25 protein-coding genes are annotated in these 25,973 nt (G+C 71.2%); 10 read left to right on the forward strand and 15 right to left on the reverse strand.

Going from position 1 to position 25,973, the window contains the following annotated elements; translation table 11 throughout:
* Positions 1 to 340 precede the first annotated feature (340 nt).
* From K4G59_RS07485 to dnaA, 5 genes are all read right to left on the reverse strand, one after another.
* Positions 341 to 916, reverse strand: coding sequence for a DciA family protein (locus K4G59_RS07485; RefSeq protein WP_231250338.1), 576 nt, complete (start codon positions 914 to 916; stop codon positions 341 to 343).
* The gene (gene recF / locus K4G59_RS07490) at positions 906 to 2,045 is read right to left on the reverse strand and encodes a DNA replication/repair protein RecF (protein ID WP_231250339.1); all 1,140 of its coding nucleotides are present in this window, start codon (positions 2,043 to 2,045) and stop codon (positions 906 to 908) included. Before recF ends, K4G59_RS07485 begins: the two co-directional genes overlap by 11 nt.
* A gap of 4 nt (positions 2,046 to 2,049) precedes the next feature.
* Positions 2,050 to 3,024 (reverse strand): phosphogluconate dehydrogenase (NAD(+)-dependent, decarboxylating), encoded by a 975-nt coding sequence (gnd, locus tag K4G59_RS07495; protein ID WP_231250340.1) that lies wholly within the window; start codon positions 3,022 to 3,024, stop codon positions 2,050 to 2,052.
* A gap of 65 nt (positions 3,025 to 3,089) precedes the next feature.
* Positions 3,090 to 4,223, reverse strand: a complete 1,134-nt coding sequence (gene dnaN, locus K4G59_RS07500) for a DNA polymerase III subunit beta (protein WP_231250341.1) — start codon at positions 4,221 to 4,223, stop codon at positions 3,090 to 3,092.
* Between the two features lie 415 nt (positions 4,224 to 4,638).
* Positions 4,639 to 6,123 carry a chromosomal replication initiator protein DnaA gene (gene dnaA / locus K4G59_RS07505; RefSeq protein ID WP_372461798.1) on the reverse strand — a complete coding sequence of 495 codons (1,485 nt, stop codon included), beginning with the start codon at positions 6,121 to 6,123 and terminating at the stop codon, positions 4,639 to 4,641.
* 470 nt (positions 6,124 to 6,593) lie between these two features.
* Between dnaA and rpmH the strand changes: the two genes are divergently transcribed.
* The 8 genes from rpmH (at position 6,594) to K4G59_RS07545 (ending at position 11,855) form a co-directional block, all read left to right on the forward strand.
* Positions 6,594 to 6,731 carry a 50S ribosomal protein L34 gene (rpmH, locus tag K4G59_RS07510; protein WP_056156542.1) on the forward strand — a complete coding sequence of 46 codons (138 nt, stop codon included), beginning with the start codon at positions 6,594 to 6,596 and terminating at the stop codon, positions 6,729 to 6,731.
* 24 nt (positions 6,732 to 6,755) lie between these two features.
* The gene (rnpA, locus tag K4G59_RS07515) at positions 6,756 to 7,109 is read left to right on the forward strand and encodes a ribonuclease P protein component (protein ID WP_231250342.1); all 354 of its coding nucleotides are present in this window, start codon (positions 6,756 to 6,758) and stop codon (positions 7,107 to 7,109) included.
* Positions 7,106 to 7,372: a membrane protein insertion efficiency factor YidD gene (yidD, locus tag K4G59_RS07520; RefSeq protein ID WP_231250343.1), complete on the forward strand. Its 267-nt coding sequence runs from the start codon at positions 7,106 to 7,108 to the stop codon at positions 7,370 to 7,372. The genes rnpA and yidD overlap by 4 nt, the downstream gene beginning before the upstream one ends.
* Before the next feature lie 36 nt (positions 7,373 to 7,408).
* Positions 7,409 to 8,326, forward strand: coding sequence for a membrane protein insertase YidC (yidC, locus tag K4G59_RS07525; protein ID WP_269209859.1), 918 nt, complete (start codon positions 7,409 to 7,411; stop codon positions 8,324 to 8,326).
* A 72-nt stretch (positions 8,327 to 8,398) separates the two neighbouring features.
* Positions 8,399 to 8,965, forward strand: a complete 567-nt coding sequence (locus K4G59_RS07530; protein WP_269209860.1) for a Jag family protein — start codon at positions 8,399 to 8,401, stop codon at positions 8,963 to 8,965.
* Between the two features lie 53 nt (positions 8,966 to 9,018).
* Entirely contained in the window at positions 9,019 to 9,690 is a 672-nt protein-coding gene (rsmG, locus tag K4G59_RS07535) for a 16S rRNA (guanine(527)-N(7))-methyltransferase RsmG (RefSeq protein WP_231250346.1), read from the forward strand.
* A gap of 372 nt (positions 9,691 to 10,062) precedes the next feature.
* Complete coding sequence (locus K4G59_RS07540) at positions 10,063 to 10,854, forward strand: ParA family protein (RefSeq protein WP_231250666.1); 792 nt, start codon at positions 10,063 to 10,065, stop codon at positions 10,852 to 10,854.
* On the forward strand, positions 10,851 to 11,855 hold the full coding sequence (locus K4G59_RS07545; RefSeq protein WP_231250347.1) for a ParB/RepB/Spo0J family partition protein: 1,005 nt from the start codon (positions 10,851 to 10,853) through the stop codon (positions 11,853 to 11,855). The genes K4G59_RS07540 and K4G59_RS07545 overlap by 4 nt, the downstream gene beginning before the upstream one ends.
* 136 nt (positions 11,856 to 11,991) lie before the next feature.
* Here the strand turns inward: K4G59_RS07545 and K4G59_RS07550 are convergent, their stop codons facing one another.
* Positions 11,992 to 12,771 carry a lysophospholipid acyltransferase family protein gene (locus K4G59_RS07550; RefSeq protein ID WP_231250348.1) on the reverse strand — a complete coding sequence of 260 codons (780 nt, stop codon included), beginning with the start codon at positions 12,769 to 12,771 and terminating at the stop codon, positions 11,992 to 11,994.
* A 74-nt stretch (positions 12,772 to 12,845) separates the two neighbouring features.
* On the reverse strand, positions 12,846 to 14,060 hold the full coding sequence (locus K4G59_RS07555) for a pyridoxal phosphate-dependent aminotransferase (RefSeq protein WP_231250349.1): 1,215 nt from the start codon (positions 14,058 to 14,060) through the stop codon (positions 12,846 to 12,848).
* Between the two features lie 42 nt (positions 14,061 to 14,102).
* Between K4G59_RS07555 and K4G59_RS07560 the strand changes: the two genes are divergently transcribed.
* Complete coding sequence (locus K4G59_RS07560) at positions 14,103 to 14,747, forward strand: GNAT family N-acetyltransferase (RefSeq protein WP_231250350.1); 645 nt, start codon at positions 14,103 to 14,105, stop codon at positions 14,745 to 14,747.
* Positions 14,748 to 14,754: 7 nt separating this feature from the next.
* On the opposite strand, the gene trxA is transcribed toward K4G59_RS07560, so the two are convergent.
* The 7 genes from trxA to K4G59_RS07595 all read right to left on the reverse strand — a co-directional run bounded on the left by trxA (position 14,755) and on the right by K4G59_RS07595 (position 23,742).
* Entirely contained in the window at positions 14,755 to 15,078 is a 324-nt protein-coding gene (gene trxA, locus K4G59_RS07565) for a thioredoxin (protein WP_056603764.1), read from the reverse strand.
* 236 nt (positions 15,079 to 15,314) lie between these two features.
* On the reverse strand, positions 15,315 to 16,328 hold the full coding sequence (gene trxB / locus K4G59_RS07570; RefSeq protein WP_231250351.1) for a thioredoxin-disulfide reductase: 1,014 nt from the start codon (positions 16,326 to 16,328) through the stop codon (positions 15,315 to 15,317).
* 117 nt (positions 16,329 to 16,445) lie between these two features.
* A complete protein-coding gene (locus K4G59_RS07575; protein WP_231250352.1) occupies positions 16,446 to 17,174 on the reverse strand; it encodes a hypothetical protein in 729 nt (242 codons plus the stop codon).
* Positions 17,175 to 17,178: 4 nt separating this feature from the next.
* Positions 17,179 to 17,868, reverse strand: coding sequence for an RNA polymerase sigma factor SigM (sigM, locus tag K4G59_RS07580; protein WP_231250353.1), 690 nt, complete (start codon positions 17,866 to 17,868; stop codon positions 17,179 to 17,181).
* A gap of 8 nt (positions 17,869 to 17,876) precedes the next feature.
* A complete protein-coding gene (locus tag K4G59_RS19990; RefSeq protein WP_269209795.1) occupies positions 17,877 to 19,814 on the reverse strand; it encodes a protein kinase family protein in 1,938 nt (645 codons plus the stop codon).
* 62 nt (positions 19,815 to 19,876) lie between these two features.
* Positions 19,877 to 21,514: a murein biosynthesis integral membrane protein MurJ gene (murJ, locus tag K4G59_RS07590; RefSeq protein WP_231250354.1), complete on the reverse strand. Its 1,638-nt coding sequence runs from the start codon at positions 21,512 to 21,514 to the stop codon at positions 19,877 to 19,879.
* Positions 21,511 to 23,742, reverse strand: a complete 2,232-nt coding sequence (locus K4G59_RS07595; RefSeq protein WP_231250355.1) for a DUF6049 family protein — start codon at positions 23,740 to 23,742, stop codon at positions 21,511 to 21,513. The genes murJ and K4G59_RS07595 overlap by 4 nt, the downstream gene beginning before the upstream one ends.
* Positions 23,743 to 23,795: 53 nt before the next feature.
* Between K4G59_RS07595 and K4G59_RS07600 the strand changes: the two genes are divergently transcribed.
* A complete protein-coding gene (locus K4G59_RS07600; protein WP_231250356.1) occupies positions 23,796 to 25,244 on the forward strand; it encodes a CCA tRNA nucleotidyltransferase in 1,449 nt (482 codons plus the stop codon).
* Positions 25,245 to 25,254: 10 nt separating this feature from the next.
* Here the strand turns inward: K4G59_RS07600 and K4G59_RS07605 are convergent, their stop codons facing one another.
* Positions 25,255 to 25,884, reverse strand: a complete 630-nt coding sequence (locus tag K4G59_RS07605) for an HAD family hydrolase (protein WP_231250357.1) — start codon at positions 25,882 to 25,884, stop codon at positions 25,255 to 25,257.
* Positions 25,885 to 25,973: the final 89 nt, after the last annotated feature.

Consider the following 25,973-nt stretch of genomic DNA (forward strand, 5'->3'; position numbering starts at 1 on the left):
CGGGGGAGGGGGGAGAGTCGGGTGCGGGTGCCTGCGAGTCGGTGGTCGGTCCGGTGGTGAACTCGTCGTTCTCTTCGCTCAAGGCACAGCCTTCTTCCCGTCGCCTGCAAGGGCGTTCGACATGACTCGAGTCGCTGCTGCTGCCACGGGCAACCAGACGTGCGACTCGTACGCCCATCCTACTGCCTCAGGAGCTCCCACCGAAGGATCGACCCGTGAGTTGGGGACGACGGGGGCAAGAAAGTGCCTTCAGGGGCCCCATGAGGCCGGTTCACAGCGCCGAACAGGGGGGTCGGTGGGTCCCCCTACCGGCGCGGGGCCCTCAGATCGGCATTCCGGCTCATCCGTAGGTGTCGCGGGGTCCCCGGCCGTCGCGGCTGGAGAGCCGGCCCTTGGTCCAGCTCGGCAGGTGCGGCCCGAGCACCTCGATCACGGTGACGGTGCCGTGCCCGAGCTCGGTGTTGAGGCGGCGTACGACCGAGGGGGCGAGCAGCTTGAGCTGGGTCGCCCAGGCGGTGGAGTCCGTGCGGACCACCAGTCGGCCGTCGTTGAACGACTCTGGCGTGCAGTGGTCGGCGACCTCGGAGCCGACCAGCTCGGTCCACCGGCCGAAGACGCCCTGCACCTTGAGGTCGAGCTCCCAGCCGTGGTTGGCGATCAGGCGCCCCATCGCCTGGTCGAGCAGCTGCGGGTCGCGGTCGTCGGGGCGCGCGCCCGAGGAGGTGGTGCGCGTACGCCGACGGAAGGGCGCCGTCCTCCGGCGCGCGGGCTGCGTGCTTGCGCTCGCGGCCGCCGCGCGGGCGGCGGAGCGCGCGAGGTCGAGACCGTCGGCGCGGTGCTCCGGCTCGGGCTCCTGCTCGACAGCCGCTTCAGGCGCCGTCTCGTCGCCGGTCGTCGGCTCGTCCTCAGTCGTCACGGGTCACCTCGCCGTCAGCGACGAGGTAGCGCACGCCCTGCAGCGAAGCCGGCACGTCGGCGGCGACCGCGGCCGTGACCAGCACCTGCTCGGCGCCCGCGACGAGCTGGGCGAGCTGGCTGCGGCGCTCGGCGTCGAGCTCGGCGAAGACGTCGTCGAGCACGAGGATCGGGTCGTCACCGTCGGCACGGAGCAGGTCGTACGACGCCAGGCGCAACGCCAGCGCGAACGACCACGACTCCCCGTGGGAGGCGTAGCCCTTGACCGGCAGGCGCAGGTCGTCGGGACCGGATCCGGTGCCGAGGGTGAGCAGCAGCTCGTCGCGGTGCGGGCCGACGAGCGAGATCCCGCGGTCGAGCTCGTCCTTGCGCCTCGCTGCGATGGCGTCGAGCAGGGCTTGCTGGAGGTCGTCACCCACCTCGATGCTCGCCTTGTAGTCCAGGTCGGCGTCGTCACGGCTCGCGCCGCGCGCCACCGCCTCGTAGGCCTTGCCGAGGTAGGGACGCAGGTCCTCCACGAGCTGCAGCCGCGCGCCGAGGATCTCGGCCCCCACGCGGGCGAGGTTGTCGTCCCAGATCTCCAGCGTCGCCATCGCCGCGTCGCGCGACGAGCCGCGCGCGACCCCGGCGGTCTTGAGCAGGCTGTTGCGCTGCTTGAGGATCCGGTCGTAGTCGGAGCGCACCCCGGCCAGTCGCGGCGCGCGCAGCACCAACAGGTCGTCGAGCATCTTGCGACGGTCCGACGGGTCGCCCTTGACCAGGGTCAGGTCGTCCGGGGCGAAGACCACGGTGCGCACCAGGCCGATGATCTCCCGCGGCCGCGGCAGGGGGGAGCGGTTGATCCGCGCCCGGTTGGCGCGACCGGGGTTCAGCTCCACCTCGAGCAGTGCCGTACGTCCCTCCTTGACCACCGACGCCCGTACGACCGCCTGGTCGGCGCCGGCGCGGATGAGGGGGGCGTCGGTCGCGACCCGGTGCGAGGACAGCCGGGAGAGGTAGTCGATCGCCTCGACGAGGTTGGTCTTGCCCTGCCCGTTGCGGCCGATGAAGGCCGTTGCCCCCGGCTCCAGCGCGACGTCGAGGTCGGCGTAGGAGCGGAAGTTGTGCAGGCTCAGGTGGGCGACGTGCAAGGTCTCAACTCTCGCTGGGCTCCTCGGCGCTGCCGGCACCGGCCTTCTTCGCGGTCTCGGTCTGGTCCGCGGCACCGCCGTCCTCGACGTCACCGCCCTTGGGGGCAGCGGTGCGCACGGCATGGCCGCCGAACTGGTTGCGCATCGCGGCCACGGCCTTCATGGCCGGGCTGTCGTCCTGGCGGGAGACGAAGCGTGCGTAGAGCGCCGCGGTGATGGCAGGGGTGGCGACGGCGTTCTCGATGCCGGCCTCGACGGTCCAGCGGCCCTCCCCGGAGTCATCGGCGTAGCCGGCGATCTGGCTCAGCCCCGGGTCGTCGTCGAGGGCGGCGACCATGAGGTCGAGCAGCCACGAGCGGATGACGGTGCCCTCTCGCCACGAGCGGAAGACCTCGGTCACGTTCTCGACCATGTCGACCTTCTCGAGCAGCTCCCAGCCCTCGGCGTAGGACTGCATGATCGCGTACTCGATGCCGTTGTGGACCATCTTGGAGAAGTGCCCGGCGCCGACCTTGCCCGCGTGGACCGAGCCGAAGTCGCCCTCGGGCGCCAGTGCGTCGAAGGCCCGCTGGACCTTCGCGATGTCGTCGGCGTCGCCGCCGTACATCAGGGCGTAGCCGTTCTCCAGGCCCCAGACGCCGCCGGAGACACCGCAGTCGACGTAGCCGATGCCCTTCGCCGCGAGCAGCTCGGCGTTGGCGATGTCGTCGGTCCAGCGCGAGTTGCCGCCGTCGACCACCACGTCGCCCTCGCCGAGGAGCTCGCCGAGCTCCTTCACCGTGGCGCGGGTGGGGTCGCCCGCGGGGACCATGACCCACACGACCTTCGGGCTGGGCAGTGCCTCGACGAGCGCGGCCAGGGAGTCGACGTCGCTGACGTCGGGATTGCGGTCGTAGCCGACGACCGTCAGGCCTGCGCGGCGCATGCGCTCGCGCATGTTGCCGCCCATCTTGCCGAGTCCGATGAGTCCGATGTCCATGGCGTGAGCCTAGACCCCACCCCTCGGTGGTCGATCAGTCCTCGGTGGTCGCGTCGCCCGACTGCTCAGCTCAGCAGGCGCCGCGGCATCAGCAGGTAGCGGAAGGACCCGGCGTCGTCGGCGTCGGTCCCGGAGATCACGACGGGCTTGGTGGCCTGGGTGAATGCCAGGTCGACGAGCTCCCCGTCGATGGCGGTGAGGCCATCGAGCAGGAACTGCGGGTTGAAGCCGGTGGTGAGGTCGTCGCCGGTGATGTCGGCGTCGACCGCCTCGGTCGCCATCGCCTCGTCGCCGGAGCCGGCGTCGAGGACGATCTGGTGGTCACCGAACTTCATCTGCACCGCGGTGTTGCGCTCGGCGACCAGGGCCACGCGCTTCACGGTCTCGATGAGCTCGGCCTTGTTGACCTTGGCGATCGTGAGGTGCTCGGCCGGGAAGAGCGAGCGCACCTTGGGGAACTCCCCGTCGAGCAGGCGGGTCGTCGTGCGGCGTACGCCGCCCAGTCCGGTGCCCTCGAAACCGATCAGGCCCTCGCCGGCTCCGCTCGCGCTGAGGGCGATCGTGACCTCGGCGCCGGAGGTCAGCGACTTCGCGGTGTCGCCGAGCACCTTGGCCGGGACCAGGGCGGCAACCGACTCGTCAGGGGACTGCGGGTTCCAGGTGAGCTCACGGTGCGAGAGGCGGAAGCGGTCGGTGGCGAGCAGCGCCATCGTGGACCCATCGATCTCGATCCGTACGCCGGTCAGCACCGGCAGCATGTCGTCGCGGCCGGCGGCCGTCACCGCCTGGGCGACCGCGTGCGCGAAGTCGGCGCTGGACACGGTGCCGGTGGCCGAGGGCATCTCGGGAAGCGTCGGGTAGTCGGCGACTGGCATGGTCTGGAGGCTGAAGCGCGCCGAGCCGCAGGTCAGCGAGACGCGGGGGCCCTCGAGGGTCAGCTCGACCGGCTTCGCGGGCAGGCTGCGGCAGATGTCGGCGAGCAGGCGACCGCTCACCAGCGCCTTGCCCTCGTCGTTGACCTCCGCGGTGAGCGTGGCGCGTGCCGAGGTCTCGTAGTCGAACGTCGACAGCATCAGGCCGGCGTCGTTGGCCTCGATCAGGAGGCCGGCCAGGACCGGCGAGCTCGGGCGGACCGGCAGGCTGCGGGCAGCCCAGGCAACGGCATCGGCGAAGACGTCGCGTTCGACGCGGAACTTCACAGGGGTCTCCTCGATGAGAGGTGGTGCGGGGGACGTGCAGGCAGACAGGGTCCACACGCAGGCGTGTGGGAAGTGCATCCTGCCACGCGCACCCGGCGGCCCGGCAGGGTTCTCCCCAGAGGAAGGGCCGGTAGACGTTGGTGGGTGATCGGTCCAGTCTTGAGGTTCATAGTGGTCATAGGGTCGGTGGAAACTGTGGACAATGGGCATCTCCGCAGGTCAGCGTCCTGAAACCCTGTGGATGACAGGTGTGGACCCAGCACGGTGAACTCGCTGGCCGGTGTGGACGCGGGCTGCCGTCGTGTCATTCCTCCCGAGGTGTCCACAGGGGGTGGGGACGAAGCGCCGACCGGAACCACACGTTCTCCACACCTCGCGGACCATCACGGCCCCAGACGTTCGGCGTGGGGGACCCTCAGGCCTGGCGCGCCTGCATCTTGACCCGGTTGGTGAGCTCGCTGACCTGGTTGAAGACCGCGCGGCGCTCGGCGAGGAGCTGGCGGATCTTGCGGTCGGCGTACATCACCGTGGTGTGGTCGCGCCCACCGAACTCGCGTCCGATCTGCGGCAGCGACATCGAGGTCAGCTCGCGGCAGAGGTACATGCCGATCTGGCGTGCCATGACGAGGTGCCGACCGCGGGAGGGCCCGGTGAGGTCCTCGAGGGAGACGCCGAAGTAGGCGGCGGTCTGGGCGATGATCAGCGCGTGGGTGATCTCGGGCTCACCGCCCTCGGGGATCAGGTCCTTGAGGACGATCTCGGCCAGGGTCATGTCGACCTCCTGGCGGTTGAGGTTGGCGAAGGCCGTGACCCGGATCAGCGCACCCTCGAGCTCGCGGATGTTGGTCTGGATCTTGGAGGCGATGAACTCGAGCACGTCCGGCGGCGCGGTGAGGCGGTCCATCGCGGCCTTCTTGCGCAGGATCGCGATGCGCGTCTCGAGGTCCGGCGGCTGGACGTCGGTGATCAGGCCCCACTCGAAACGGTTGCGCAGCCGGTCCTCGAGCGCCTCGAGGCGCTTGGGCGCGCGGTCGGAGGTGAGCACGATCTGCTTGTTGGCGTTGTGGAGGGTGTTGAACGTGTGGAAGAACTCCTCCTGCGTCTGCGTCTTGCCCTCGAGGAACTGGATGTCGTCGATCAGCAGCACGTCGACGTCGCGGTAGCGCCGCTTGAAGCGGTCCTGCCGGTCGTCGCGGATCGCGTTGATGAACTCGTTGGTGAACTCCTCGCTGGAGACGTAGCGCACCTTGGCGTTGCTGTAGAGGCTGCGCACGTAGTGGCCGATGGCGTGGAGCAGGTGCGTCTTGCCCAGGCCGGACTCGCCGTAGACCAGGAGCGGGTTGTAGGCCTTGCCCGGCGCCTCGGCCACCGCGACCGCGGCGGCGTGGGGGAACCGGTTGGACGAGCCGATGACGAAGGTCTCGAAGGTGTACTTCGGGTTCAGCCGCGTCTCCAGTGCCGACGGGCGCCGCTCACCGCTCGACGGCGGCTCGGCGTGGTCGACCTGCGGCGCAGGGGATGCGTCGAACGCAGAGTCGTACGTCGGCTCACTTGTCGACAAAGAGACAGATCGATCTGTCGACTCCTCTGCTTGCGCGAGGGGCACGTCCTCCAGCGCGGGGTTCACCGTCACCAGCATCCGGATCTCGCGTCCGAAGCCCTCGCTCAGCGCGTCCTCGATGTGGTTGCGCAGCCGGCCCTCGAGCTGGTTGCGCGTGAAGTCGTTGGGCACCGCGATGATCGCGGTGTTCTCGTGCAGCGTCATGGGCACGCTCGGGCGCAACCAGGCGCGCTGGTTGGGCTGGAGGTCCTCGACGATCTGCTGCCATGCCGCTCCGAGATCTACCTGCTGGTCGTCCACCGGACCGCCTTTGCTTTCCACCGTTGTCTGAAGGCCCACACCGAACACTCGGCGAACCGTGGTCCACAGAGTTGTCCACAAGCTGTGAACTGACTGGCCCGAGGACCCGGGACAGCGTCCCCGAGGCGTGCCGCGCCCTGATCCATCCAGCGTTTCCGCAGGTCAGGGGCTCAATCCAGTCCTCTGTGACCCGGGCCACACCACGCGGGAGACCCTGGACAGACCGAGGTGGCAGGGCACCGCGGAGGCTGTGAACGTAACAACCTGACGACCGTCGCGGCAAGACGTCATCCACAGGGTGTCCCGCGGGTGGTGGTCGCGGGTTTGACCCCCTCTTTCCCCACCGCGTACCGTTGGCCGGTCGCTCCGTGTCGACGGGTGCCGCATGTCCACGATCCGCCTCATGGCGGCCACGTGGGCGGGCGGTGCCGGCCGAAAGTGTCTGATCTGGGCCAAGCATCGACCGCGCTGTGGAGTGGACATCCCTCGAAACCTTCGGAGAAATAGCCGTGAGCAAGCGTACCTACCAGCCGAACAACCGTCGCCGTCACAAGGTGCACGGCTTCCGTCTGCGCATGCGGACCCGCGCCGGCCGCTCGATCCTGTCCAGCCGCCGCCGCAAGGGCCGCAAGAGCCTGGCGGTCTGACGGACCGAGTCCACGGCTCCCGCCGTGCTCCCCGCAGTCCACCGCCTTGCCGACAGTGACGACTTCCGTCGCGCTGTCCGCGGCGGCCGTCGTGCCGGTTGCGCGACCCTGGTCGTCCACCTCTGGGTGGACGCCGACGCGCCCGCGGCACCGACGCAGGTGGGGTTCACGGTCAGCAAGGCCGTGGGCAACGCCGCCACACGCAACCGTGTGAAGAGACGACTCCGGCACCTGACCCGGGAGCGCCTTCCGGACCTGGAAGGCCTCCCGGGTCGTGCTGCTCTCGTGGTGCGTGCGCTCCCGGCGGCCGCCGAGGCGTCCTACGCGACGCTCGGTGCCGACCTGGGCCGTACGCTCGACCGGGTGAGCGGCACATGAAGCACCTCCTGATCGGGTTCATCCGCGCGTGGCGATTCGCGATCAGCCCGCTTTACGGCCAGGTCTGCCGCTACCACCCCAGCTGCTCGGCGTACGCCCTCGAGGCGGTCACCGAGCACGGGGCAGTGCGCGGCACCTGGCTCTCCGTACGCCGTCTCGGTCGCTGCCACCCGTGGTCCGACGGTGGCTACGACCCGGTTCCGCCCCGTGTCCCCTCCCACGCCCCTGGCGTGGGCTCCACCACCCCGAGCCAGGGAGCTTGAGTGATCGACTTCTTCGTGTCCATCGGCAGCGCCATCATGACGCCGCTCTACTACGTGATCTCGTTCGTCCTGGTGGGCTTCCACAACGTCTTCGGGGACCTGTTCGGGCCGACGTCCGGCCTCGCGTGGGTGCTGTCGATCATTGGGCTCACGCTCGTGGTCCGTGCCGCGCTGATCCCGTTGTTCGTGAAGCAGATCAAGTCCAGCCGCAACATGCAGCTCATCCAGCCCAAGGTGCGTGAGCTGCAGAAGAAGTACGGCCACGACCGGGAGCGTCTCGCGCAGGAGACGATGAAGCTCTACAAGGACTCGGGCACGAACCCGTTCGCGTCCTGCCTGCCGATCCTGCTGCAGATGCCGATCTTCCTCGCGCTGTTCCGCATCCTCGACCAGGCTGCGCGCAACCCGGAGACCAAGCGCGGGCTGATGACCCCGGAGCTCAACGAGCAGCTCAGCGCGGCAGTCTTCGCCGGCGGCAAGATCTCGGACACGTTCCTCAACGCCGATGGCGTCGAGGTGCGGGTCCTGGCAGCGGTGCTCGTGCTGGCGATGACCGCGACCACCTTCCTCACGCAGCGCCAGCTGATGAGCAAGAACATGCCGGCCGATGCGCTCTCCGGTCCGTATGCCCAGCAGCAGAAGATGCTGCTCTACGTCCTGCCCGTGGTCTTCGCGGTCGGTGGCATCGCGTTCCCGGTCGGTGTCCTCTTCTACTGGACCACCTCCAACCTGTGGACCATGGCGCAGCAGTTCTACGTCATCCGCAACAACCCCGCGCCCGGCACCCCTGCCTTCAAGGCCAAGGAGGACCGCGACCGCGCGAAGGCGGCGAAGAAGGGCATCGCCATCGAGCCGGAGGTCACGGAGGCCCCCGTCGTCACCGAGGTGAAGCCGCCGCGCCAGCAGCCGCAGCGGCAGACCAAGGCGCAGCGCAACCAGAAGAAGAAGCGCTGACCCCACAGTTCTCTGCGAGCCCGTTGAGGCATCGCACCCCGAAGGAAGCAGGAGACACACGTGAGTGAGCAGATGACCGACGCGGACGCCGCAGGAACCGAGACCCCCGAGGAGTCGGGCACCGACGAGTCCAGCACCGACGAGTCCGGCACCGACGAGTCCGGGACGCCCCGCCTGACGAAGGTCCAGCGCCTCGAGCACGAGGGCGACATCGCCGCCGACTACCTCGAGGAGCTTCTCGACATCGCGGACCTCGACGGTGACCTCGACATGGACGTCGAGGGCGACCGTGCCAGCGTCCAGATCGGTGGCGCCGACCTGAGCCTGCTGGTGGGCCGCAACGGCGAGGTGCTGGAGGCGCTGCAGGAGCTGACCCGCCTGGCGGTCTACCGCGAGACCGGCGAGCGCTCGCGGCTGATGCTGGACGTCAGCGGCCACCGTGCCCAGCAGCGCACCCGTCTCGTCGCCCTGGCCGAGAAGTCCGTCGCCGAGGTCAAGGAGTCCGGCGAGGCGATGTCGCTGGAGCCGATGAGTGCCTTCGAGCGCAAGGTCGTCCACGACGTCGTGGCTGCGGCCGGCCTGACGTCCGAGTCCGAGGGCGCCGAGCCGAAGCGCCACGTGGTGATCCTTCCCGCGTGAGCGACGGCGTTTCACGTGGAACAACACCCTCCGCGCCCGATGTGGCGCGGAGGGTGTTCACGTCCGAGCGACTCCCCCTGGCCGAGCGCTACGCCGAGCTCCTCGCCACGGAAGGCGTGGTCCGCGGTTTGATCGGCCCTCGCGAGGCACCGCGTCTATGGGATCGGCACCTGCTGAACTCGGCGGTCCTCGCCGAGGCGATCCCGGAGGGATCGTCGGTGTGCGACATCGGCACCGGTGCGGGCCTGCCCGGACTGGTGGTGGCGATCGCCCGCCCCGACCTGCAGGTGACGCTGGTGGAGCCGCTGCTCAGGCGTACGACCTTCCTCGAGAAGGTGGTCGAGGAGCTCGGTCTGGCCCACGTCACCGTGCGGCGCGGCCGGGCCGAGGAGCTGCACGGTGAGCAGGTCTTCGACGTGGTGACGTCACGGGCGGTCGCTCCGCTGGAGAGGCTGCTGGGCTGGTCCATGCCGCTGGCCTCTCCCACCGGCGCGACTGTGGCCATGAAGGGCAGGACCGTGCACGATGAGATCGACTCAGCGGCCTCCTTCCTCCTGAAGTGGAGGTGCGGTGCTCCCGAGGTCTCCGAGGTGGGCGTCGGCATCGTCGATCCACCGACGACTGTGGTCCGGGTTCCGTGGGCGGATCCTTCGCAGATAGGTTGGCCCCTTGCCCGCGATGCCAAGCGTCGCCGTACTAAGCGCGGCCCACGCGCAGCGAAGTGAGAGGTGTCCCGAGTGACGGACCGTCCCAGCGACAGCACGAGCGCGGACCCGGGCTCCGAGACCCGCACAGAGTTTTCCACCGGCAGCGAAGCGCCCGCTGAGCGGGACCATCCACAGGATGCGGCGAGTTCTCCACAGGATGGTGCTGCCGCCGGCACAACAGCCGGCGTTTCACGTGAAACCCTTACAGAGGGTGTTTCACGTGAAACACGGCCCGCGTGGCAGGTCCGCACGGCCGCTGACATCGCCGCACAGGACAACGACTTCACCGACCACGGCACGCCTCTCGCCCAGGCAGCCCAGCACTCTGTCCTCGCCCGCTCAGGCGGGTTGCGCCGGCAGGGGGTCCCACGACCGGAGGCCACGAGGGTGATGGTCGTTGCCAACCAGAAGGGTGGCGTCGGCAAGACGACGTCGACGGTCAACGTGGCCGCCGGTCTGGCGCAGCTCGGCCAGAAGGTGCTGGTGATCGACCTCGACCCGCAGGGCAACGCGTCCACCGCGCTGGGCGTCGAGCACCACCGCGGGACCCCGTCGACCTACGACATGCTCGTCGAGGGCGAGCCCCTCGCCGACGTGATGACCGAGTGCACCGACCTGCCGGGGCTGTGGGCCGTACCGGCCACGATCGACCTCGCCGGTGCTGAGATCGAGCTGGTCAGCGTGGTGGCCCGCGAGCAGCGCCTCGTCCGCGCGATCACCGCCCATCCCCTGGTCGGGACGGCTGCGGACGTGGGCGAGGACCGGTTCGACTACGTCTTCGTGGACTGCCCGCCCTCACTCGGTCTGCTCACCCTGAACGCGCTCGTGGCCGGTCGCGAGATGTTCATCCCGATCCAGGCGGAGTACTACGCGCTCGAAGGGCTCGGTCAGCTCCTCGAGACGGTCGAGATGGTGCGCCAGCACCTGAACCCGCAGCTCGTCGTGTCCACGATCCTGCTCACGATGTACGACGCCCGCACCCGGTTGGCTGCCGGCGTCGCCGAAGAGGTGCGGAGCCACTTCGGAGACCAGGTCCTCAAGACGGCGGTTCCACGCTCGGTGCGGGTGTCGGAGGCGCCGTCGTACGGTCAGACGGTCATGACCTACGATCCTGCGTCGGCGGGTGCGCTGTCCTACCTGGAGGCTGCCCGCGAGATCGCCAGCAAGGGAGCCCCCGCATGAACACCACCCCTCCCCGGCGCGGCCTCGGCCGCGGCCTCGGCTCCCTGATCCCCACGTCCCCCAGCGCATCGCCCGTGACCCCCTCCGGTCCCGAGGTGACGGAGCGAGCCGCGAACGGCTCCTCCACGGATGGTTCCACGTGGAACAACTCAGCGAACGGGGTGGACCAGGTCGCAGGTGGCACCGTCGCCGGCGCCTACTTCGCCGAGCTGCCGATCACCCAGGTGCGGCCGAATGCCCGCCAGCCCCGGCAGGTCTTCGAGGAGGAGGCGCTGGCCGAGCTGGTGCACTCCATCCGCGAGGTCGGGCTGCTCCAGCCGGTCGTCGTACGGAAGAGCGGCGAGGACTCCTACGAGCTGATCATGGGAGAGCGTCGCTGGCGTGCCTCCCAGGAGGCCGGTCGCGACACGATCCCTGCGATCGTGCGGGAGACCGACGACAACGACATGCTGCGCGACGCGCTGCTGGAGAACCTCCACCGCTCCCAGCTGAACCCTCTCGAGGAGGCGGCGGCCTACGGCCAGCTCCTCGAGGACTTCGGTTGCACCCACGAGGAGCTCGCCCAGCGCATCGGGCGTTCGCGCCCGCAGATCTCCAACACGCTGCGCCTGCTGAAGCTCTCCCCGGCCGTCCAGCGACGGGTGGCAGCCGGAGTACTGTCCGCTGGCCACGCCCGCGCGCTGCTGAGCGTGGACGACCCGGGCCTGCAGGACCGGCTCGCCGGTCGGGTGACCGCTGAGGGGATCTCCGTGCGTGGCCTCGAGGAGATCGTGTCCGTCGGCGTCTCCGAGGCCGACTCCCCCCGTGTGGTGCGCCGTGAGCCGACCGCCCCCGGCCTCGCCGACCTCGCGGACCGGCTCTCCGACCGCCTCGAGACCCGGGTGAAGGTCGACCTGGGCAAGGCCAAGGGCAAGATCACCGTCGAGTTCGCCAGCCTGGACGACCTACGTCGCATCGTCGACATCATGGACCCGCGCAACCGCGACGACCGGCCGATCTGAGACACGTAACCGAACGCGAGGAACGAGCGTTCGGCGTGGGTGTGGCCAGGTGAGCAAGCGACACGCCTGCCTGCTCCACCCATCGAGTCCTTAAGTCGACAAAGCCACACATCGACAGATCGACCTGTCGACAGGTCTACTTGTTTCCTTGTCTCTTCGCCCGCTTCTCAGCCCGCCTGCGGGCACGTTCACGCTTCTCCGCGGCGTCGAGGGCCACGGCCTCCTCGAGCGTCGGGGCGCTGCCGCCCTTGGATGCGGGCAGCCACCAGGAGCCGGGTGGCTGCTCGGCCGCGGGGTACTCGGCGATGACCTCGTCGAGGAGCCTCGACATCCGGGCGTGGAGCTCGGCGGTCTCGCCCACGGGGTCGGCACCGGTCACGTGCATGGGCTCTCCGACCTTGATCGCGATCGTCGTGCCGCGGGAGAAGTCGCGCGGGTGATCCTTGGTCATCATCCGCTGGGTGCCCCACAGGATGACCGGGACGAGGGGTACGCCGGCCTCCGCCGCGATGCGCACGGCGCCGGTCTTGAACTCCTTGAGCTCCATCGCCCGCGAGATCGTGGCCTCCGGGAAGATCCCGACGGCCTCGCCCCGGCGCAGGTAGTCGACCGCAGTGTGGAAGCTCGCCACGCCCTCGCCGCGATCGACCTCGATGTGGTGCAGCGAGCGCATGAGGGGCCCGACCCAGCGGTGGTCGAACAGCTCGCGCTTGGCCATGAAGCGCACGAGGCGGCCCGAGGGGTTGGCGGCGAGCCCGCCGTAGACGAAGTCGACGTAGCCGATGTGGTTGTAGGCCAGCAGCACACCGCCGGTGCGCGGGACGTTGTCGGTGCCCGTCATCTGGAAGCGCTGCCCGAGCGCCCGGAAGGCGGTCTTGGCGGTCACGATGATCGGGGGGTAGGTCACGTCGCGCATGGGCCGAAGCCTAGGGTCAGCGCCGCGTCGCGGCGAGCGTTCGTGACAGGCGACTCACGCGTCGCCCCACGCGCTCATCGCCGGGTCGCGAGGAAGTCCGCGATCCGGCCGATCGCCTCCTCCAGCACGCTCGCCTCCGGCAGCGTGACCAGCCGGAAGTGGTCGGGGGTGGGCCAGTTGAAGCCCGTGCCGTGCGTGACGAGGATCTTCTTGGCCCGGAGCAGGTCGATGACGAAGTCCTGGTCGTCCTCGATGGCGTAGACCTCGGGATCGAGCCGGGGGAAGCAGTAGAGCGCGCCACGTGGCTTGACGTTCGAGACACCGGGGATCTCGTTGAGCAACCGGTGGGCGAGCATCGACTGCTCGTAGAAGCGTCCCCCCGGCCCGATCAGCTCCTCGACCGACTGGTAGCCGCCCAGGGCGGTCTGGATCGCGTGCTGTGCGGGCACGTTGGCGCACATGCGCATGTTGGCGATCAGCGTGAGGCCCTCGAGGAAGTCGGTCGCGATCTCCTTCGGGCCCGAGATCATCACCCAGCCGGCACGGTAGCCGCAGACGCGGTAGGCCTTCGAGAGCCCGGAGAACGTCAGGCACAGCACGTCGTTGCCGCCGTACGTCGCCGCGTGGTGGTGCTGGGCGTCCTCGAAGAGGATCTTCTCGTAGATCTCGTCGGCCATGACCACGAGCTGGTGGCGCCGCGCGATGTCGACGAGCCCCTTGACCGTCTCCTCGCTGTAGACCGCTCCCGTGGGGTTGTTCGGGTTGATGATCACCAGCGCGTGCGTGTTCTCGGTGATCTTGGCCTCGATGTCGGCGAGGTCGGGGTTCCAGTCGTCGTCCTCGTCGCAGCGGTAGTGCACGGGGATGCCACCGGCGAGCGTGACGGCGCCCGTCCACAGCGGGTAGTCCGGTGCCGGCACGAGGATCTCGTTGCCGTCGTCGACGAAGGCCTGGAGCACCATCGAGATGAGCTCGGAGACGCCGTTGCCGATGAAGATGTCCTCCACGCCGACGTCGCGCAGGCCGTGGGACTGGTAGTAGTGCATGACGGCGGTCCGTGCCGACCAGATGCCTTGCGAGTCGGCGTACCCCTGGGCGTCGGGCAGGTGGTGGATCATGTCGGCGAGGATCTGCTCGGGGGCCTCGAACCCGAACGGCGCGGTGTTGCCGATGTTGAGCTTGAGGATCCGGTGCCCCTCGGCCTCGAGGCGCTGGGCCTCGACCAGGATCGGGCCGCGGACGTCGTAGCGGACACCTTGCAGCTTCTTGCTCTGTCGGATCGGGCGCACGACTCATCCTCTCAGGCGCTGCGCGGGGCTAGCATCGGTGTCGTGTCACGCAAGACCGCACGCCTCACCGTCGACCACCTCGCGGAGCTGGCCGACCCGGTGCGCGCGTGCCTGTTCTGGGAGCTCACGCCCGTGGACCGCTCCCGCCTCGACGAGCGGGAGCGGATCGCGGAGAAGGAGAGCTGGGTCTCAGGGGTCCTGCGCGACTGGGGCTCGTGCGGGCGGGTCGTACGCGTCGACGGGCGCACGGTCGGGGTGATCATCTACGCCCCGGCACCCCGCTTCCCGGGTGCTGCGTCGCTGCCCACTGCGCCGTCCACGCCGGACGCCGTGGTCGCGGCGACGGCGTGGATCGAGCCCGGGATGAGGGGTGGGGGCCTGGGGAGGCTGCTGGTGCAGGCGATGGCCGCCGACCTCGTGGAGCGCGGCCACACGGCCGTGGAGGCGTACGGCGACACGCGGGGGCGACCGGACGGTTGCGTGCTGCCTGCGGACTTCCTCGGCAGCGTGGGGTTCAAGACCCAACGCGCGCACCCGACGACACCGCGGATGCGGATGGAGCTGCGCACCGCGCTGAGCTGGAAGGACGAGGTCGAGCTGGCGCTCGAACGCATGTGGGGAGTCGTCCGCCCCACGCAGAAGGCGGCCCGCCCGATCGGATCGGTGCGGACCGCCTCTGGCGACTGAGGACAGCTCAGATGATGCCCTCGAGCTCCTTGAGGAGCGCGGCCTTGGGCTTGGCACCGACGATGGACTTCACGACCTCGCCGCCCTGGTAGACGTTGATGGTCGGGATGCCGGTGACGCGGTAGGACGAGGGGGTCACCGGGTTCTCGTCGACGTTCATCTTGAGGAACGTGAGCTTCTCGCCGTGCTCGGCGTTCAGCTCGTCGAGGATCGGGGCGACCTGGCGGCACGGACCGCACCACTCCGCCCAGAAGTCCACGAGGACGGGCTTGTCGGACTTGAGGACCTGCGCCTCGAACTCGGCGTCGGTCACAGCGGCGATGTTGGCCACGGGTGTGCCCCTTTCATCGGGATAGGTCGGGGTGTCGATCAATCCAACACCACTGCCCGGACAGTTGTTCCCGCCCACGCCCTCGCCGTGGCCCGGTAGTCCACCGGGCTTCGGCTGCGTGCAGCCCCCCGGAACAGCCGTTTCCCGGTGGACTACCCGCTCAACGCCGCACGGCCCGTCGACCGTGGCCCGGGTGGACCTGTGGGTCGACGAGCCGCGCGAGGTGGCGGAGGTGCTCAGGCGCCGGCGGTCTGCACCTCTTCGGCGATCGCCTCGACGGTCGCGGCGGCGTCACCGGCGGTCGACGCCTCGTGGTCGAGGGCTGCGATGAAGCGCTCGGCGTCGAGGGCGGCCGCACAGCCCGTGCCGGCAGCGGTGATGGCTTGGCGGTAGTGGTGGTCGACGAGGTCGCCGGCGGCGAAGACGCCCGGCAGGTTGGTCTTGGTCGAGGGGTGCTCGACGAGGACGTAGCCGTCGTCGTCGAGGTCGACCTGGCCGGTGAGCAGCTCCGAGCGGGGGTCGTGGCCGATCGCGATGAAGAGACCGGTGACGTCGAGCCGGCGCTCCTCGCCCGTCACGGTGTCGCGCAGCTCGATCGACTCGAGCTTGTCGGCGCCGTTGATCGCGGCCACCTCGGAGTTCCACACCATCTCGAGCTTCGGGTCGGCGAAGGCACGCTCCTGCATGATCTTGGAGGCGCGCAGCTCGTCGCGGCGGTGGATGAGGTAGACCTTCGAGGCGAAGCGGGTGAGGAAGGTCGCCTCCTCGATCGCGGAGTCGCCACCACCGACGACCGCGATGGCCTGCTCGCGGAAGAAGAAGCCGTCGCACGTCGCGCACCACGAGACACCGCGCCCGGACAGCTCGTCCTCGCGGGGCAGGCCGAGCTTGCGGTAGCCCGAGCCCGTGGACAGGATCACCGAGCGCGCGGTGTAGGTGTCGGTGGCAGTCCTGACGACCTTCACGTCACCGGTGAGGTCGACCTCGACCACGTCGTCGGAGACCAGCTCGGCGCCGAAGCGCTCGGCCTGCGCGCGCATCTCGTCCATCAGCGCCGGGCCCATGATCCCGTCACGGAAGCCGGGGAAGTTCTCCACCTCGGTGGTGTTCATCAGCGCACCGCCGGCGGTGACCGATCCCTCGAACACCAGCGGCTCCAGCGCCGCACGGGCCGCGTAGACAGCGGCGGTGTAGCCCGAGGGCCCCGAGCCGATGATGATCACGTTGCGCGTGTCGGTGGTCTCGCTCATGGGGCTGTGTCACTCCTGCTGGGTCGGGTGTCTTCCTACGACGTGCTCAACCGATCGTAGGCCAGCGTTCTTCCCGGGCCGGTGGTGATGCGGACCCCACTGCGGCCGGGGGCCGGCTCAGGGAGCCGGCAGCGTGAGCGTGCGCACCGGCTCGGGTACGCCGCAGACGTAGACCGCGACCTGCTGGGCCGCGCCGTCCGGGCGCTGGAAGACCAGTGCCCCGGCCTGGCCGTCGACCTGCGCGGCGAGGCGACGCCGGGAGTCGGTCGGGGGCAGCTCGCACCGCCCGAGCGCGTCGGCCGAGCCCAGCTGGAAGCGCGCGAGGTCCTCGCGGAGCTCCTGCACCTGCTGGTCGAGCTCCGGGTCGGCCGACGACAGCGTCGGGAGGCCGGCGTCGGGGGCGACCTGCGTGCTCTTCAGGGACTCGGGTGCGGTCTCGGCAGCCCCGGCGGAACCGTCGTCCTCGGCGTCCGGCTGGGCAGACTCGGCGAGCGAGGTCTCGCGGTCGGCGGTCGCGGCCTCACCGCCGCCGGCGATGTCGTCACCCGAGCGGGGCAGCGCCTGGCCGAGGGCGACGCCCGCGACGACCACGGCGGCCGCTGCGAGCAGGCCGCCGCCGGCCAGGCGCCGGCGGCGGGCGCCGAGGTCGGCGACCGTTGCGGGCACGGGCTCCTCGGACGCACTCTCGGACGCACGGGGTGCGGCGCCGCGTTCGGCGACCAGGGAGGCGAGCACGTCGTCGAGGCGGGCGACGACCGCGGGAGGGGTGGGCCCCTCGTGGCGCGCCTCGGCCAGGAGGCGGCGTACGGCCTCCTGCTCGGGGGTCGGGCGGGGAGAGTCGGTCATCGGATCACCTCCTCGGGGATCGGTGCTCGGGTGGGTCGGCTCGGGCGCGTGGTGGCTCGCGGGGCCGCACGGTGGGTTGGACGGGGCCGTCGGGAGGCGGGTTCCCGTGAGGCGGGTCACCGGACGGGTGGTGCAGGTCGGCCAGGAGTCCGGCCAGGCGCGTGCGCCCCCGCGAGCAGCGCGACTTCACGGTGCCCTCGGCGCAGTCGAGCATCACCGCGACCTCGGCGACCGGGTAGCCCTCCATGTCGACCAGCACCAGCGCCGCACGCTGGTCTGCGGGCAGCGTCGCGAGGGCGGCCAGCACGCGCCGGCGGCGTTCGTTGCCCTCGGCCGCCTCCTCGGGGCGATCGTCGTGCGCCGCGGTCGCGACGAGCGTGCCCCGGTCCTCGACGTCGTCGGGCATGGCCTCGACGCGGCGGATCTTGGAGGCGCGGATCCGGTCGAGGCAGGCGTTCACCACGACCCGGTGCAGCCACGTCGTCACTGCGGCCTCACCCCGGTAGGAGCCGGCCCGGCGGAATGCGGCGACCATCGCGTCCTGCAGGCCGTCGGCCGCGTCCTCGGGGTTTCCCATGGTGCGCAACGCGACGGCCCACAGCCGGTCGCGGTGGCGGGCGAAGAGCTCACCGAAGGCGTCGGCGTCCCCCTCGACGTGCGCCTGGAGCAGCGCCTGGTCGGACCGGTCGCTCACCGGAGCGCTCATCCGAGCACCTGCACCTCGGAGATCGTGCCGCGGAACCCGTCGTCGACCGCCGGGATCAGGGTCAGCCAGACGGTGACGTAGCGCCCCGAGACCGGCTCCTCGAGGTCGATCGTGACCGGGCCGTCGCCGGAGGCGGTGTCGACCGGCGTGAGGCCCGCGACGCCGGTGGGCGCCTCGGAGGTGACGTACGCCGCCAGCGCTGTCTGGCCGCCCGCGGTGGTCACCACCACGCGGCGCACCGCGCGGGTGGTGCCGAGGTCGATGACGACACCGACGCCGCTCTTGAGCCCGCCGGGACCGAAGTTCTGCCGGTAGGTCGACGTGGTCCACGCAGTCGCGGGGTCGCCGTCGACGACGTTGGGGACCTGCTCGGGGTTCTCCTCGCGCGGAGGCGCGCCCTGTGGGTCGAAGTCGTCGGCGACGAGGTCGGTGAAGGGGGTCGGCTCGACCTCGGTCGGGCTCGCGGTCGTGGTCGGCTCGTCCGTGGAGCCACCGGGGTCGGGCGGCTTGAGCCCGAGCTGGTAGGCCGCGACGGCCGCGACGCCCACCAGCAGGCAGACGCCCACGATCATCGCGAGCCGGATCCAGCTGCGCCCCGGCACCTGCTCGCCCGTGTCGTCGAGACCGTCGCCGGTGCCCCAGCGCTCACCCGTCCACGACCCCGACGACCACGAGCCGGTGTCACGCCCGAGCGGCCGGACACCGGAGTCCTGGCTGGCTGAGGAGTCCTGGGAGACGTCCCAGGGCCAGTAGCCCTGGCCGCCGGTCGCCGCGCGGCTGCCGGGGCGCGGACGGCGTACGGGCTCCCCGTCGGGTGGGTCGGGGGCGAAGAGCGGCTTCGGGGTCGGGTCGTCGAGCGGCGGCGGGGGAGCGGGCTTGTCGGCGCGCGCCCGCAGCCAGTCGACCTCGTCGTCGTCGTGGAAGACCGGCATCCCGGCCTGGGTGGGGAGGTCGGTGACGGGCGTCGGGGCCGGCGCGGGCTCGGGCGCCGGCTCGGGCGCCGGCTCGGGCTCCGGCTCTGGTGCTGTTCCGGACGTGGGCTCGGGGTCGGGCTCGGGGTCGGGCTCGATGGCGTCGGCGTCGACCACCTCGTCGTCCGGGACGGTCGGCGTCGGGGCTGGCGTGGGGACCAGCGGGACGGCGGGCGCCACGGGCAGGGGCGTCCCGGCGACGTCGCCGACGTAGTCGTGGAGCAGGTCGCGGATCCGGCGTGCGGTGTAGTCGGAGCCCTCCTCGCGCGGCGCGTGCTCGGGGTTGAGGACCTGGTCGCAGAGCGCGTCGAGCATCCGGGGGATGCCCGCTCGGACGCGACGCGGGCGCAGCACGTCGCCGTGCACCTCGGGAGCCGGGGGGACTCCCGACTCCGACACCCCCGCCCACTTGCCGGTGAGCGCGCAGTAGAGCAGCCCGGCGAGGTCGATCTCGTCGACGCTGATCCGCCCGGCGGGCAGTCCGCGCAGGGCAGCCTCCACGCCGAAGCCGATGATCCGCACCTGCCCGTGCTGGTCGATCAGCACGTTCTCCGGCGTCAGGCAGCCGTGCGCGAGGCCGGCGTCGTGGGCCTCGGCCATGCTGTCGGCCACCTCGCCGACGAGCCAGGCCGCGCGCCGGGGCGCCAGCGGCCCTTCGCGGGTGAGGAGGTTGTCGAGCGACTCGCCCTGGCCCCACTCGTTGACGACGTAGCACCGGCCGTCGGCGGTCTCCGCGTCGAGCACGCGCAGCAGGCGCCGGTTGACCACCGGACCGCTGCGCCGTGCGGCCTCGAGCAGGGCGGGCGCGCGCTCGTCGTCGCCGGGAAGCAGGTGCACCGACACCGCGCGGTGCAGCACCTGGTCGTGGGCGCGCCAGAACCGCCCGCCCTCGCTCTCGGCGAGCAGGTCGTCGAGGCGGTAGCGCCCGGCGAGGACGTCACCGGCCTGCATCGACGTCGGCATCGTTCACCTCGCTCCCCACCCGTCCGGTGTCTGTCGTCTGCTCGGACCCACTCTAGGGAGTCTCACCCGCGTCGCAGCCGTGCCGCGACGGTGTCGACCAGGGTGGTCACCTCACGTACCCGCATCAGCCTCGCGCCGAGGAGCAGCACGAGGCCACCGACGAGCGCGCTGGTCCCCCCGCGCAGCAGCGCCAGCAGGGGACCGGGACGCGGGCCGAGACCGGCCATCGCCAGCTCGACCAGCCAGGCGGCAGCGCCCGCGGCGGCCAGGACGACGACCATGCGGACGAGGAAGCGCACGAGCCGCGGCGCTTCGAGCCCGCCGACGGTGCGCTGGAGGACGGCGAAGCTGAGCGCCGCGCCGACGGCGTACGACGACAGGTAGGCGACGACGAGCATCGGGGCCGTCTCCTCCGCGGGCCGGCTCGGCACCAGCACCACGGCGACGGCGACGTTGGTGAGCGAGACGGCGAGCTGGATGAGGAAGACCAGGCGCGTCATCTCCATGGCGTAGAAGCCGCGGAGCATGAAGTAGTGGACGGTGAAGAACACGAGCGCGGGGCCGAAGAGCGCCAGCGTGGGGGCGAACCTCGCCGCCGTGTCGGGGTCGGCCCACCCGAAGGCCACCGACGCCACGTCGCCCGCGACCACGGGCAGCACGACCGCGAAGGGGAGCACGAGGGCCAGCGCGGTGCGCAGTGTCGACCCGACGGTGCTGCCGAGCTCGGCGAGCCGGTCCTCGTGGGCGTAGGCCGACAGCCGCGGCAGGATCGCGGTGGCCAGGGACACGGTGACGATCGAGTGCGGCACCATCATGATCAGCAGGCTGCTGCTGTAGACCGTCAGGCCGGTGCCGTCCCCGCCGTCTGCGGTGCCGCCCGAGGCCAGCCGGACGACAACGAGGTACGCCGCCTGGGTGACGATGACGAAGAGCACGGTCCAGCTGCCCAGGGACAGCGTGTGGCGCAGCTCGGGGTCGCGGAAGTCGAAGCGCGGGCGGTAGGTGAAGCCCGAGGCTCGCAGGTAGGGCACGAGCACCAGGCACTGGGCGACGATGCCGAGGGTCGACCCGACGCCGAGCACGACCTCCTGAGCCGTGCTGAGCGCCTCGTACTGCTCAGGACCCTTGCCGATACTTCCCCACACCACGAGGTAGCCGACGAGCATGAGCACCGCGATGAGGTTGTTGGCGATCGGAGCCCACATCATCGGGCCGAAGCGGCCGCGCGCGTTGAGCACCTGTCCCACCAGGACGTACATGCCGTAGAAGAACACCTGCGGCAGGCACCAGCGCGTCAGGTCGACGATCGTCTCGAGCTGCGCGACGCGGTCGGGCTCCAGCATGCGGTCGTCGAGGTAGACCCGCAGCAGCAACGGTGCGAGCACGACCAGCAGCGTCGTGACCACGCCGAGGAAGAGCGCCGACAGGGTGATGACCCGGCTCGCGTAGGCGTCGCCGCCGTCGGGGTCTGCCTTGATCCGCCGCACCAGCTGGGGCACGAGCACGGCGTTGAAGATGCCGCCCGCCAGCAGGATGTAGACCATGTTGGGCAGCGTGTTGGCGATGGTGAACAGGTCGGCGCGCAGTGCTGCGCCGAGCGCCGCGACCAGCAGCGCGCTGCGGATGAAGCCGGAGGCCCGGGAGAAGACGGTCCCGGCGGCCATCACGGCCGAGGAGGCCAGGATCCGTTGCTCGGTCATGCGCGCTCCGGGGCCGGGCCGGTCCCAGCGGTGGTGGGCTGTGCGTCGGCGGGCTCGGCGGCGGCCTCGGCTGCCGCGAGCTCGGCGCGCCGCTGACGGATCTGGCCGGGCAGGCGGTAGCCGATCATGCCGAACAGGACGAGGGCGCCGAGGGCCATCACGATCCAGATGAGCGCGCTGACCCGCGCGGCGCGGACCGGCAGCACGTCGCTCGACCCGAGCGGCTCCCCGTCGACGCTGGTGACCACGAGCCGGACGCTGTGCACGCCTGCTCGGGCGGCCGTCGCCTCGTAGCGGATCACGCTCCGCGCCCGGGGCCCCAGCTCGCGCTCGCCGTCGCCGGTGACCGTGAGCTCGCCGTCCGTCGTGGCGCGGACCTGCACCGTCACCGGCTGGTCGAGCCCGTTGACCACCGTGGTGGGGAAGGGCCCGGCGTCGCTGGAGAGCGTGACGGCGGTCGGCGCCTCGACGGTGATCTTGGCGAGGTCGTCCTCGAGGGCCTCCTCGACCCGTCCGGTCGCGCGCAGCGCGAGACGGGGTCGGGCGCGGTGCTGCTCCGAGAGCGCGACGAGGACCTCCTCGCGGACCTGCAGCTCGATCGTGGTCTGCAGGGTGAGCACGCGCTCCAGGAGGGCGGAGGCGTCCGTGGCACGGGTGGCCGCGGCGAAGGCCACCGCGTCCAGCTCGGCCTCCTGGTCGAGCTCGGTGTAGGAGAGGTTGGACGCCTTCACCCCGACCGCCCCGCGCTCGGCGACCTCGGTGACCGGGACGAGGTCGAGCCAGGGCCGGTCGAGCCGGGAGAAGAAGGAGGCTGCGTCCTCGCCGCGCCACACGGTCGGCAGGGTGACGACCACGGGGGCGGTGTCGTCGGCAGCCAGTCGCAGCGCGGCCTCGCTCAGCAGCCGCTGACGCAGGGCGAGCGGATCGGTGGCGGCGGTCGGGCCGGGCCCGCCGGCCTCGGCGCCGGTGCTGGTGACGACCACCTTGTGCCCGAGGAGGCGGACCACCGAGTGGGGGGTCGTCGGAGGCAGCACGAAGGCGTTGTCGCCGAGCAGGATGACGGTGTCGGTCGAGACCCGCGCGATCGCCTCGGGACTCAGCCGGTCGGCGGCCGGCGACACGGCGGGCTGCGAGGGCAGGCCGAGTGCGGTCATCACCTCGGCGCTCCGGACGACCGCCTGGTCGTACCTCACCGGGTCGTGGCGCACCGCCGCCGACACGTCGAGGTCACCGAAGGGCAGCGCCAGGACCGGTCGGGAGCTGGCCGTGGCACTGAAGCGGGCGAGCCACGCGTCGGCGGCCGCAGCGAGGAGCACCTCGTCGTCCGTCGGCGCCGACGCGTCCGTGCCGGTCGGGGGCGGCGTCAGGGTCTCGGCAGGCTCCGGCGTGGACCCGGTCGGCGGCTCGTCGGTCGGCGGCTCGGTCGGCGTCGGCTCCTGCCCGGGCACGGTGTCGTCCGGGGCGATGCTGCGTGCCGGGTTGCCGAGGGCAAGCCTGCGCAGGGCGACGAGCACAGCGGGGTCCACGAGCCAGCTGTACGGCGCGTCGCCGGCCGAGTCGGCCATGTCGAGGGCGGCGTCGAGGCTGCCCCCCTCCTCGAGCCGTCGGGCCCAGCGATCGGTGCCGCTGATCCTGCCGTCCGGGGAGTACCAGACCCGCCCGCGGATCGACAGGATGACCGACGCCTCCTGGGTCGCCCCACGGGAGGGCTCGCGCGGGATGAAGGTCCGGGCGCGGCCGTCGGCCACGGAGTCGCGAGGGACCGAGCTGTCCCCGAGCGCGTGGATGCCGATCCAGTACACGCCCTCCTCGTCGGGGATCTCGAGCAGCTCGACGGGCACCGAGTCGGCGAAGGAAGCGGTCTCTCCGGGCGCGAGCTCGTCGACGGTGTCGAAGGTGCCGGGCACGGTCACGCGCTGGCCGACGTACTCCGCGGGGTCGATGGTGACCGACTCCGCGAGCGCCGTGGTGGTGGGGATGGGCGCCTGCGAGGAGAAGGCGTGCAGGTTGATCCGGGTGAAGGTCTCGTCGCTGACGTTGGTGACGGTGCCGGTGATCTCCACGTCACCGGTGCGCGGCAGCTCGGGGCTGATCGTGTCGAGGTGCACCACGAGCGGGTCGGACTCCTCGGCCGGGGCGGCGTACGCCGGTGCCGACGCGCCGCTCGTGACTGCGCCGAGGGTCAGGAGCCCCGCCAGGGCAGCGCGGAACGACGACGGGCGGGGCACGCACCGATGTTAGATGTTCGGTGGTCCCTGACCGGCACGTAGAGTGGCCTGTCGTGTCCGACGCCGTCCTTGAGCCCCTCACCATCGTCGAGATCCAGCGCCGTGTCGGCGCGGAGCTCGAGCGCATCGGCTCCGTCATCGACGAGCTCGGCGCGCTGTTCGACGGCGCTGGCGAGGAGCTCGCGCTGGTCGGCGGCCCGGTGCGCGACGCGATGATCGGTCGCCTCCAGAACGACCTCGACTTCACCACCTCCGCCCGCCCCGAGGTGACGGAGCGGCTCGTGGCCGGGTGGGCGGACGCGGTGTGGGACATGGGGCGCGAGTTCGGCACGATCGGGTGCCGCAAGGGCGAGTGGCAGGTGGAGATCACCACCTACCGCTCCGAGACCTACGACCCGGCCTCGCGCAACCCCGACGTCTCCTTCGGCGACTCCCTGGCCGGGGACCTCGGCCGGCGCGACTTCTCGGTGAACTCCATGGCGGTGCGCGTGCCGGGCCGCGAGTTCGTCGACCCGCACGGCGGCATCGTCGACCTCGCCGAGCGGGTGCTGCGCACGCCCGGCACGCCGGAGCAGTCCTTCTCCGACGACCCGCTGCGGATGATGCGTGCCGCGCGCTTCGCCGCCCAGCTCGGCTTCACCGTCGCACCGGAGGTGGTCGAGGCGATGACCGCGATGGCCGCGCGGATCGAGATCATCTCCGCCGAGCGCGTGCGCGACGAGCTGGTCAAGCTGGTCTGCGCCCCGCACCCGCGGCTCGGCCTCACGCTGCTGGTCGAGACCGGCCTGGCCGAGCACGTGCTGCCCGAGCTGCCCGCGCTGGCGCTCGAGCGCGACGAGCACCACCGCCACAAGGACGTCTACGAGCACACGCTGACGGTCCTGGAGCAGTCGATCGACCTCGAGCACCGCCTCGGCGGCGGCCCCGACTTCGTCGCCCGCTTCGCCGCGCTCATGCACGACGTCGGCAAGCCGCGCACCCGTCGCTTCGAGGCCGGCGGCATCGTCACCTTCCACCACCACGACGTGGTGGGCGCCAAGCTGACCCGCAAGCGGATGAAGGCGCTGCGCTTCTCCAACCACGACATCGACGCGGTGTCGACGCTCGTCGAGCTGCACCTGCGCTTCCACGGCTACGGCTCGGGGGAGTGGACCGACAGCGCCGTACGCCGCTACGTCCGCGACGCCGGCGACCAGCTCGAGCGGCTGCACATCCTCACCCGCGCCGACTGCACCACCCGCAACCAGCGCAAGGCCGACCGGCTGCGCCGCACCTATGACTCGCTGGAGGAGCGCATCGCGCGGCTCGGCGAGGAGGAGGAGCTGGCCTCCATCCGGCCCGACCTCGACGGCAACCAGATCATGGGCATCCTGGGCATCGGCCCCGGACGCGAGGTCGGACAGGCCTACGCCTTCCTCCTCGAGCTCCGCATGGAGGAGGGCCCGAAGTCGCCCGAGGAGGCCGAGGCCGCGCTCCGAGCGTGGTGGGCCGGGCGCGGCTGACGCTGCCGCGTCAGGCGTCGCGGTCGAGGACCGCGGCGTCGAGCCAGGCCGGGAACGCCAGCAGGTCGTCGAGGACGACGTCGGTCCCGGCCGCCACGAGCTCCTCGCGGGTGCAGCCCCCGGTCAGCACCGACACGCTGAGCACGTCGGCGGCCCGGGCCCCCTCGACGTCGTGGACGTGGTCACCGACGTAGGCGAGCGCGCCCTCGCGGCGCAGCACGTCGGCCTTGCCCACGCCCCACACCCATCCCTCGAGGTGGTCGGAGGAGAGGCCGAGGTGGTCGAGGTGGAGCTGGGCGTTGGGCGTGTACTTGCCGGTGACCACGAGCACCCGTCCGCCGTGGGCGCGCACCGCCTCGAATGCCTCGTGCGCACCGGGCAGCGCGGGGACCGTGGTGATCGCGTGGTCGGGGTAGAGCGCCCGGAACCGGTCCCCGGCCGGTGCGACCTGCTCGGGCAGGAGGTAGGGCGCGAGCAGGTGGTCGAGCGGCGGGCCCAGCCGGGCCGTCATCTCCTCCAGCGGGAAGTCCACGCCCAGCTCGTCACCCAGCACCTGCAGGACCTGCCGGAACCCGGTCGCGGTGTCGATCAGGGTGAGGTCGAGGTCGAATCCGACGACGAGCGGGGCGCGAGCGGTCACGCCGGCGAGCGTACGGGCCGACGGTCCCCGGGGAGCACGAAGGCCCCGCCACCCGCGAGGGGGGACGGGACCTGCGTCCGTGCTGGCGT

The organism is Nocardioides furvisabuli (assembly GCF_021083185.1).
GTDB classification, from domain to species: Bacteria; Actinomycetota; Actinomycetes; order Propionibacteriales; family Nocardioidaceae; genus Nocardioides; species Nocardioides furvisabuli.

Coding starts and splice junctions, on each gene's coding strand:
- trxB (WP_231250351.1), bottom strand. CDS start 16,328: ATGAGCGAGACCACCGACACGCGCAACGTGATCATCATCGGCTCGGGG.
- K4G59_RS07545 (WP_231250347.1), top strand. CDS start 10,851: ATGAACACCACCCCTCCCCGGCGCGGCCTCGGCCGCGGCCTCGGCTCC.
- murJ (WP_231250354.1), bottom strand. CDS start 21,514: ATGACCGAGCAACGGATCCTGGCCTCCTCGGCCGTGATGGCCGCCGGG.
- yidD (WP_231250343.1), top strand. CDS start 7,106: ATGAAGCACCTCCTGATCGGGTTCATCCGCGCGTGGCGATTCGCGATC.
- yidC (WP_269209859.1), top strand. CDS start 7,409: ATGACGCCGCTCTACTACGTGATCTCGTTCGTCCTGGTGGGCTTCCAC.
- K4G59_RS07550 (WP_231250348.1), bottom strand. CDS start 12,771: ATGCGCGACGTGACCTACCCCCCGATCATCGTGACCGCCAAGACCGCC.
- gnd (WP_231250340.1), bottom strand. CDS start 3,024: ATGGACATCGGACTCATCGGACTCGGCAAGATGGGCGGCAACATGCGC.
- K4G59_RS07575 (WP_231250352.1), bottom strand. CDS start 17,174: ATGACCGACTCTCCCCGCCCGACCCCCGAGCAGGAGGCCGTACGCCGC.
- K4G59_RS07530 (WP_269209860.1), top strand. CDS start 8,399: ATGACCGACGCGGACGCCGCAGGAACCGAGACCCCCGAGGAGTCGGGC.
- K4G59_RS19990 (WP_269209795.1), bottom strand. CDS start 19,814: ATGCCGACGTCGATGCAGGCCGGTGACGTCCTCGCCGGGCGCTACCGC.
- K4G59_RS07540 (WP_231250666.1), top strand. CDS start 10,063: ATGGTCGTTGCCAACCAGAAGGGTGGCGTCGGCAAGACGACGTCGACG.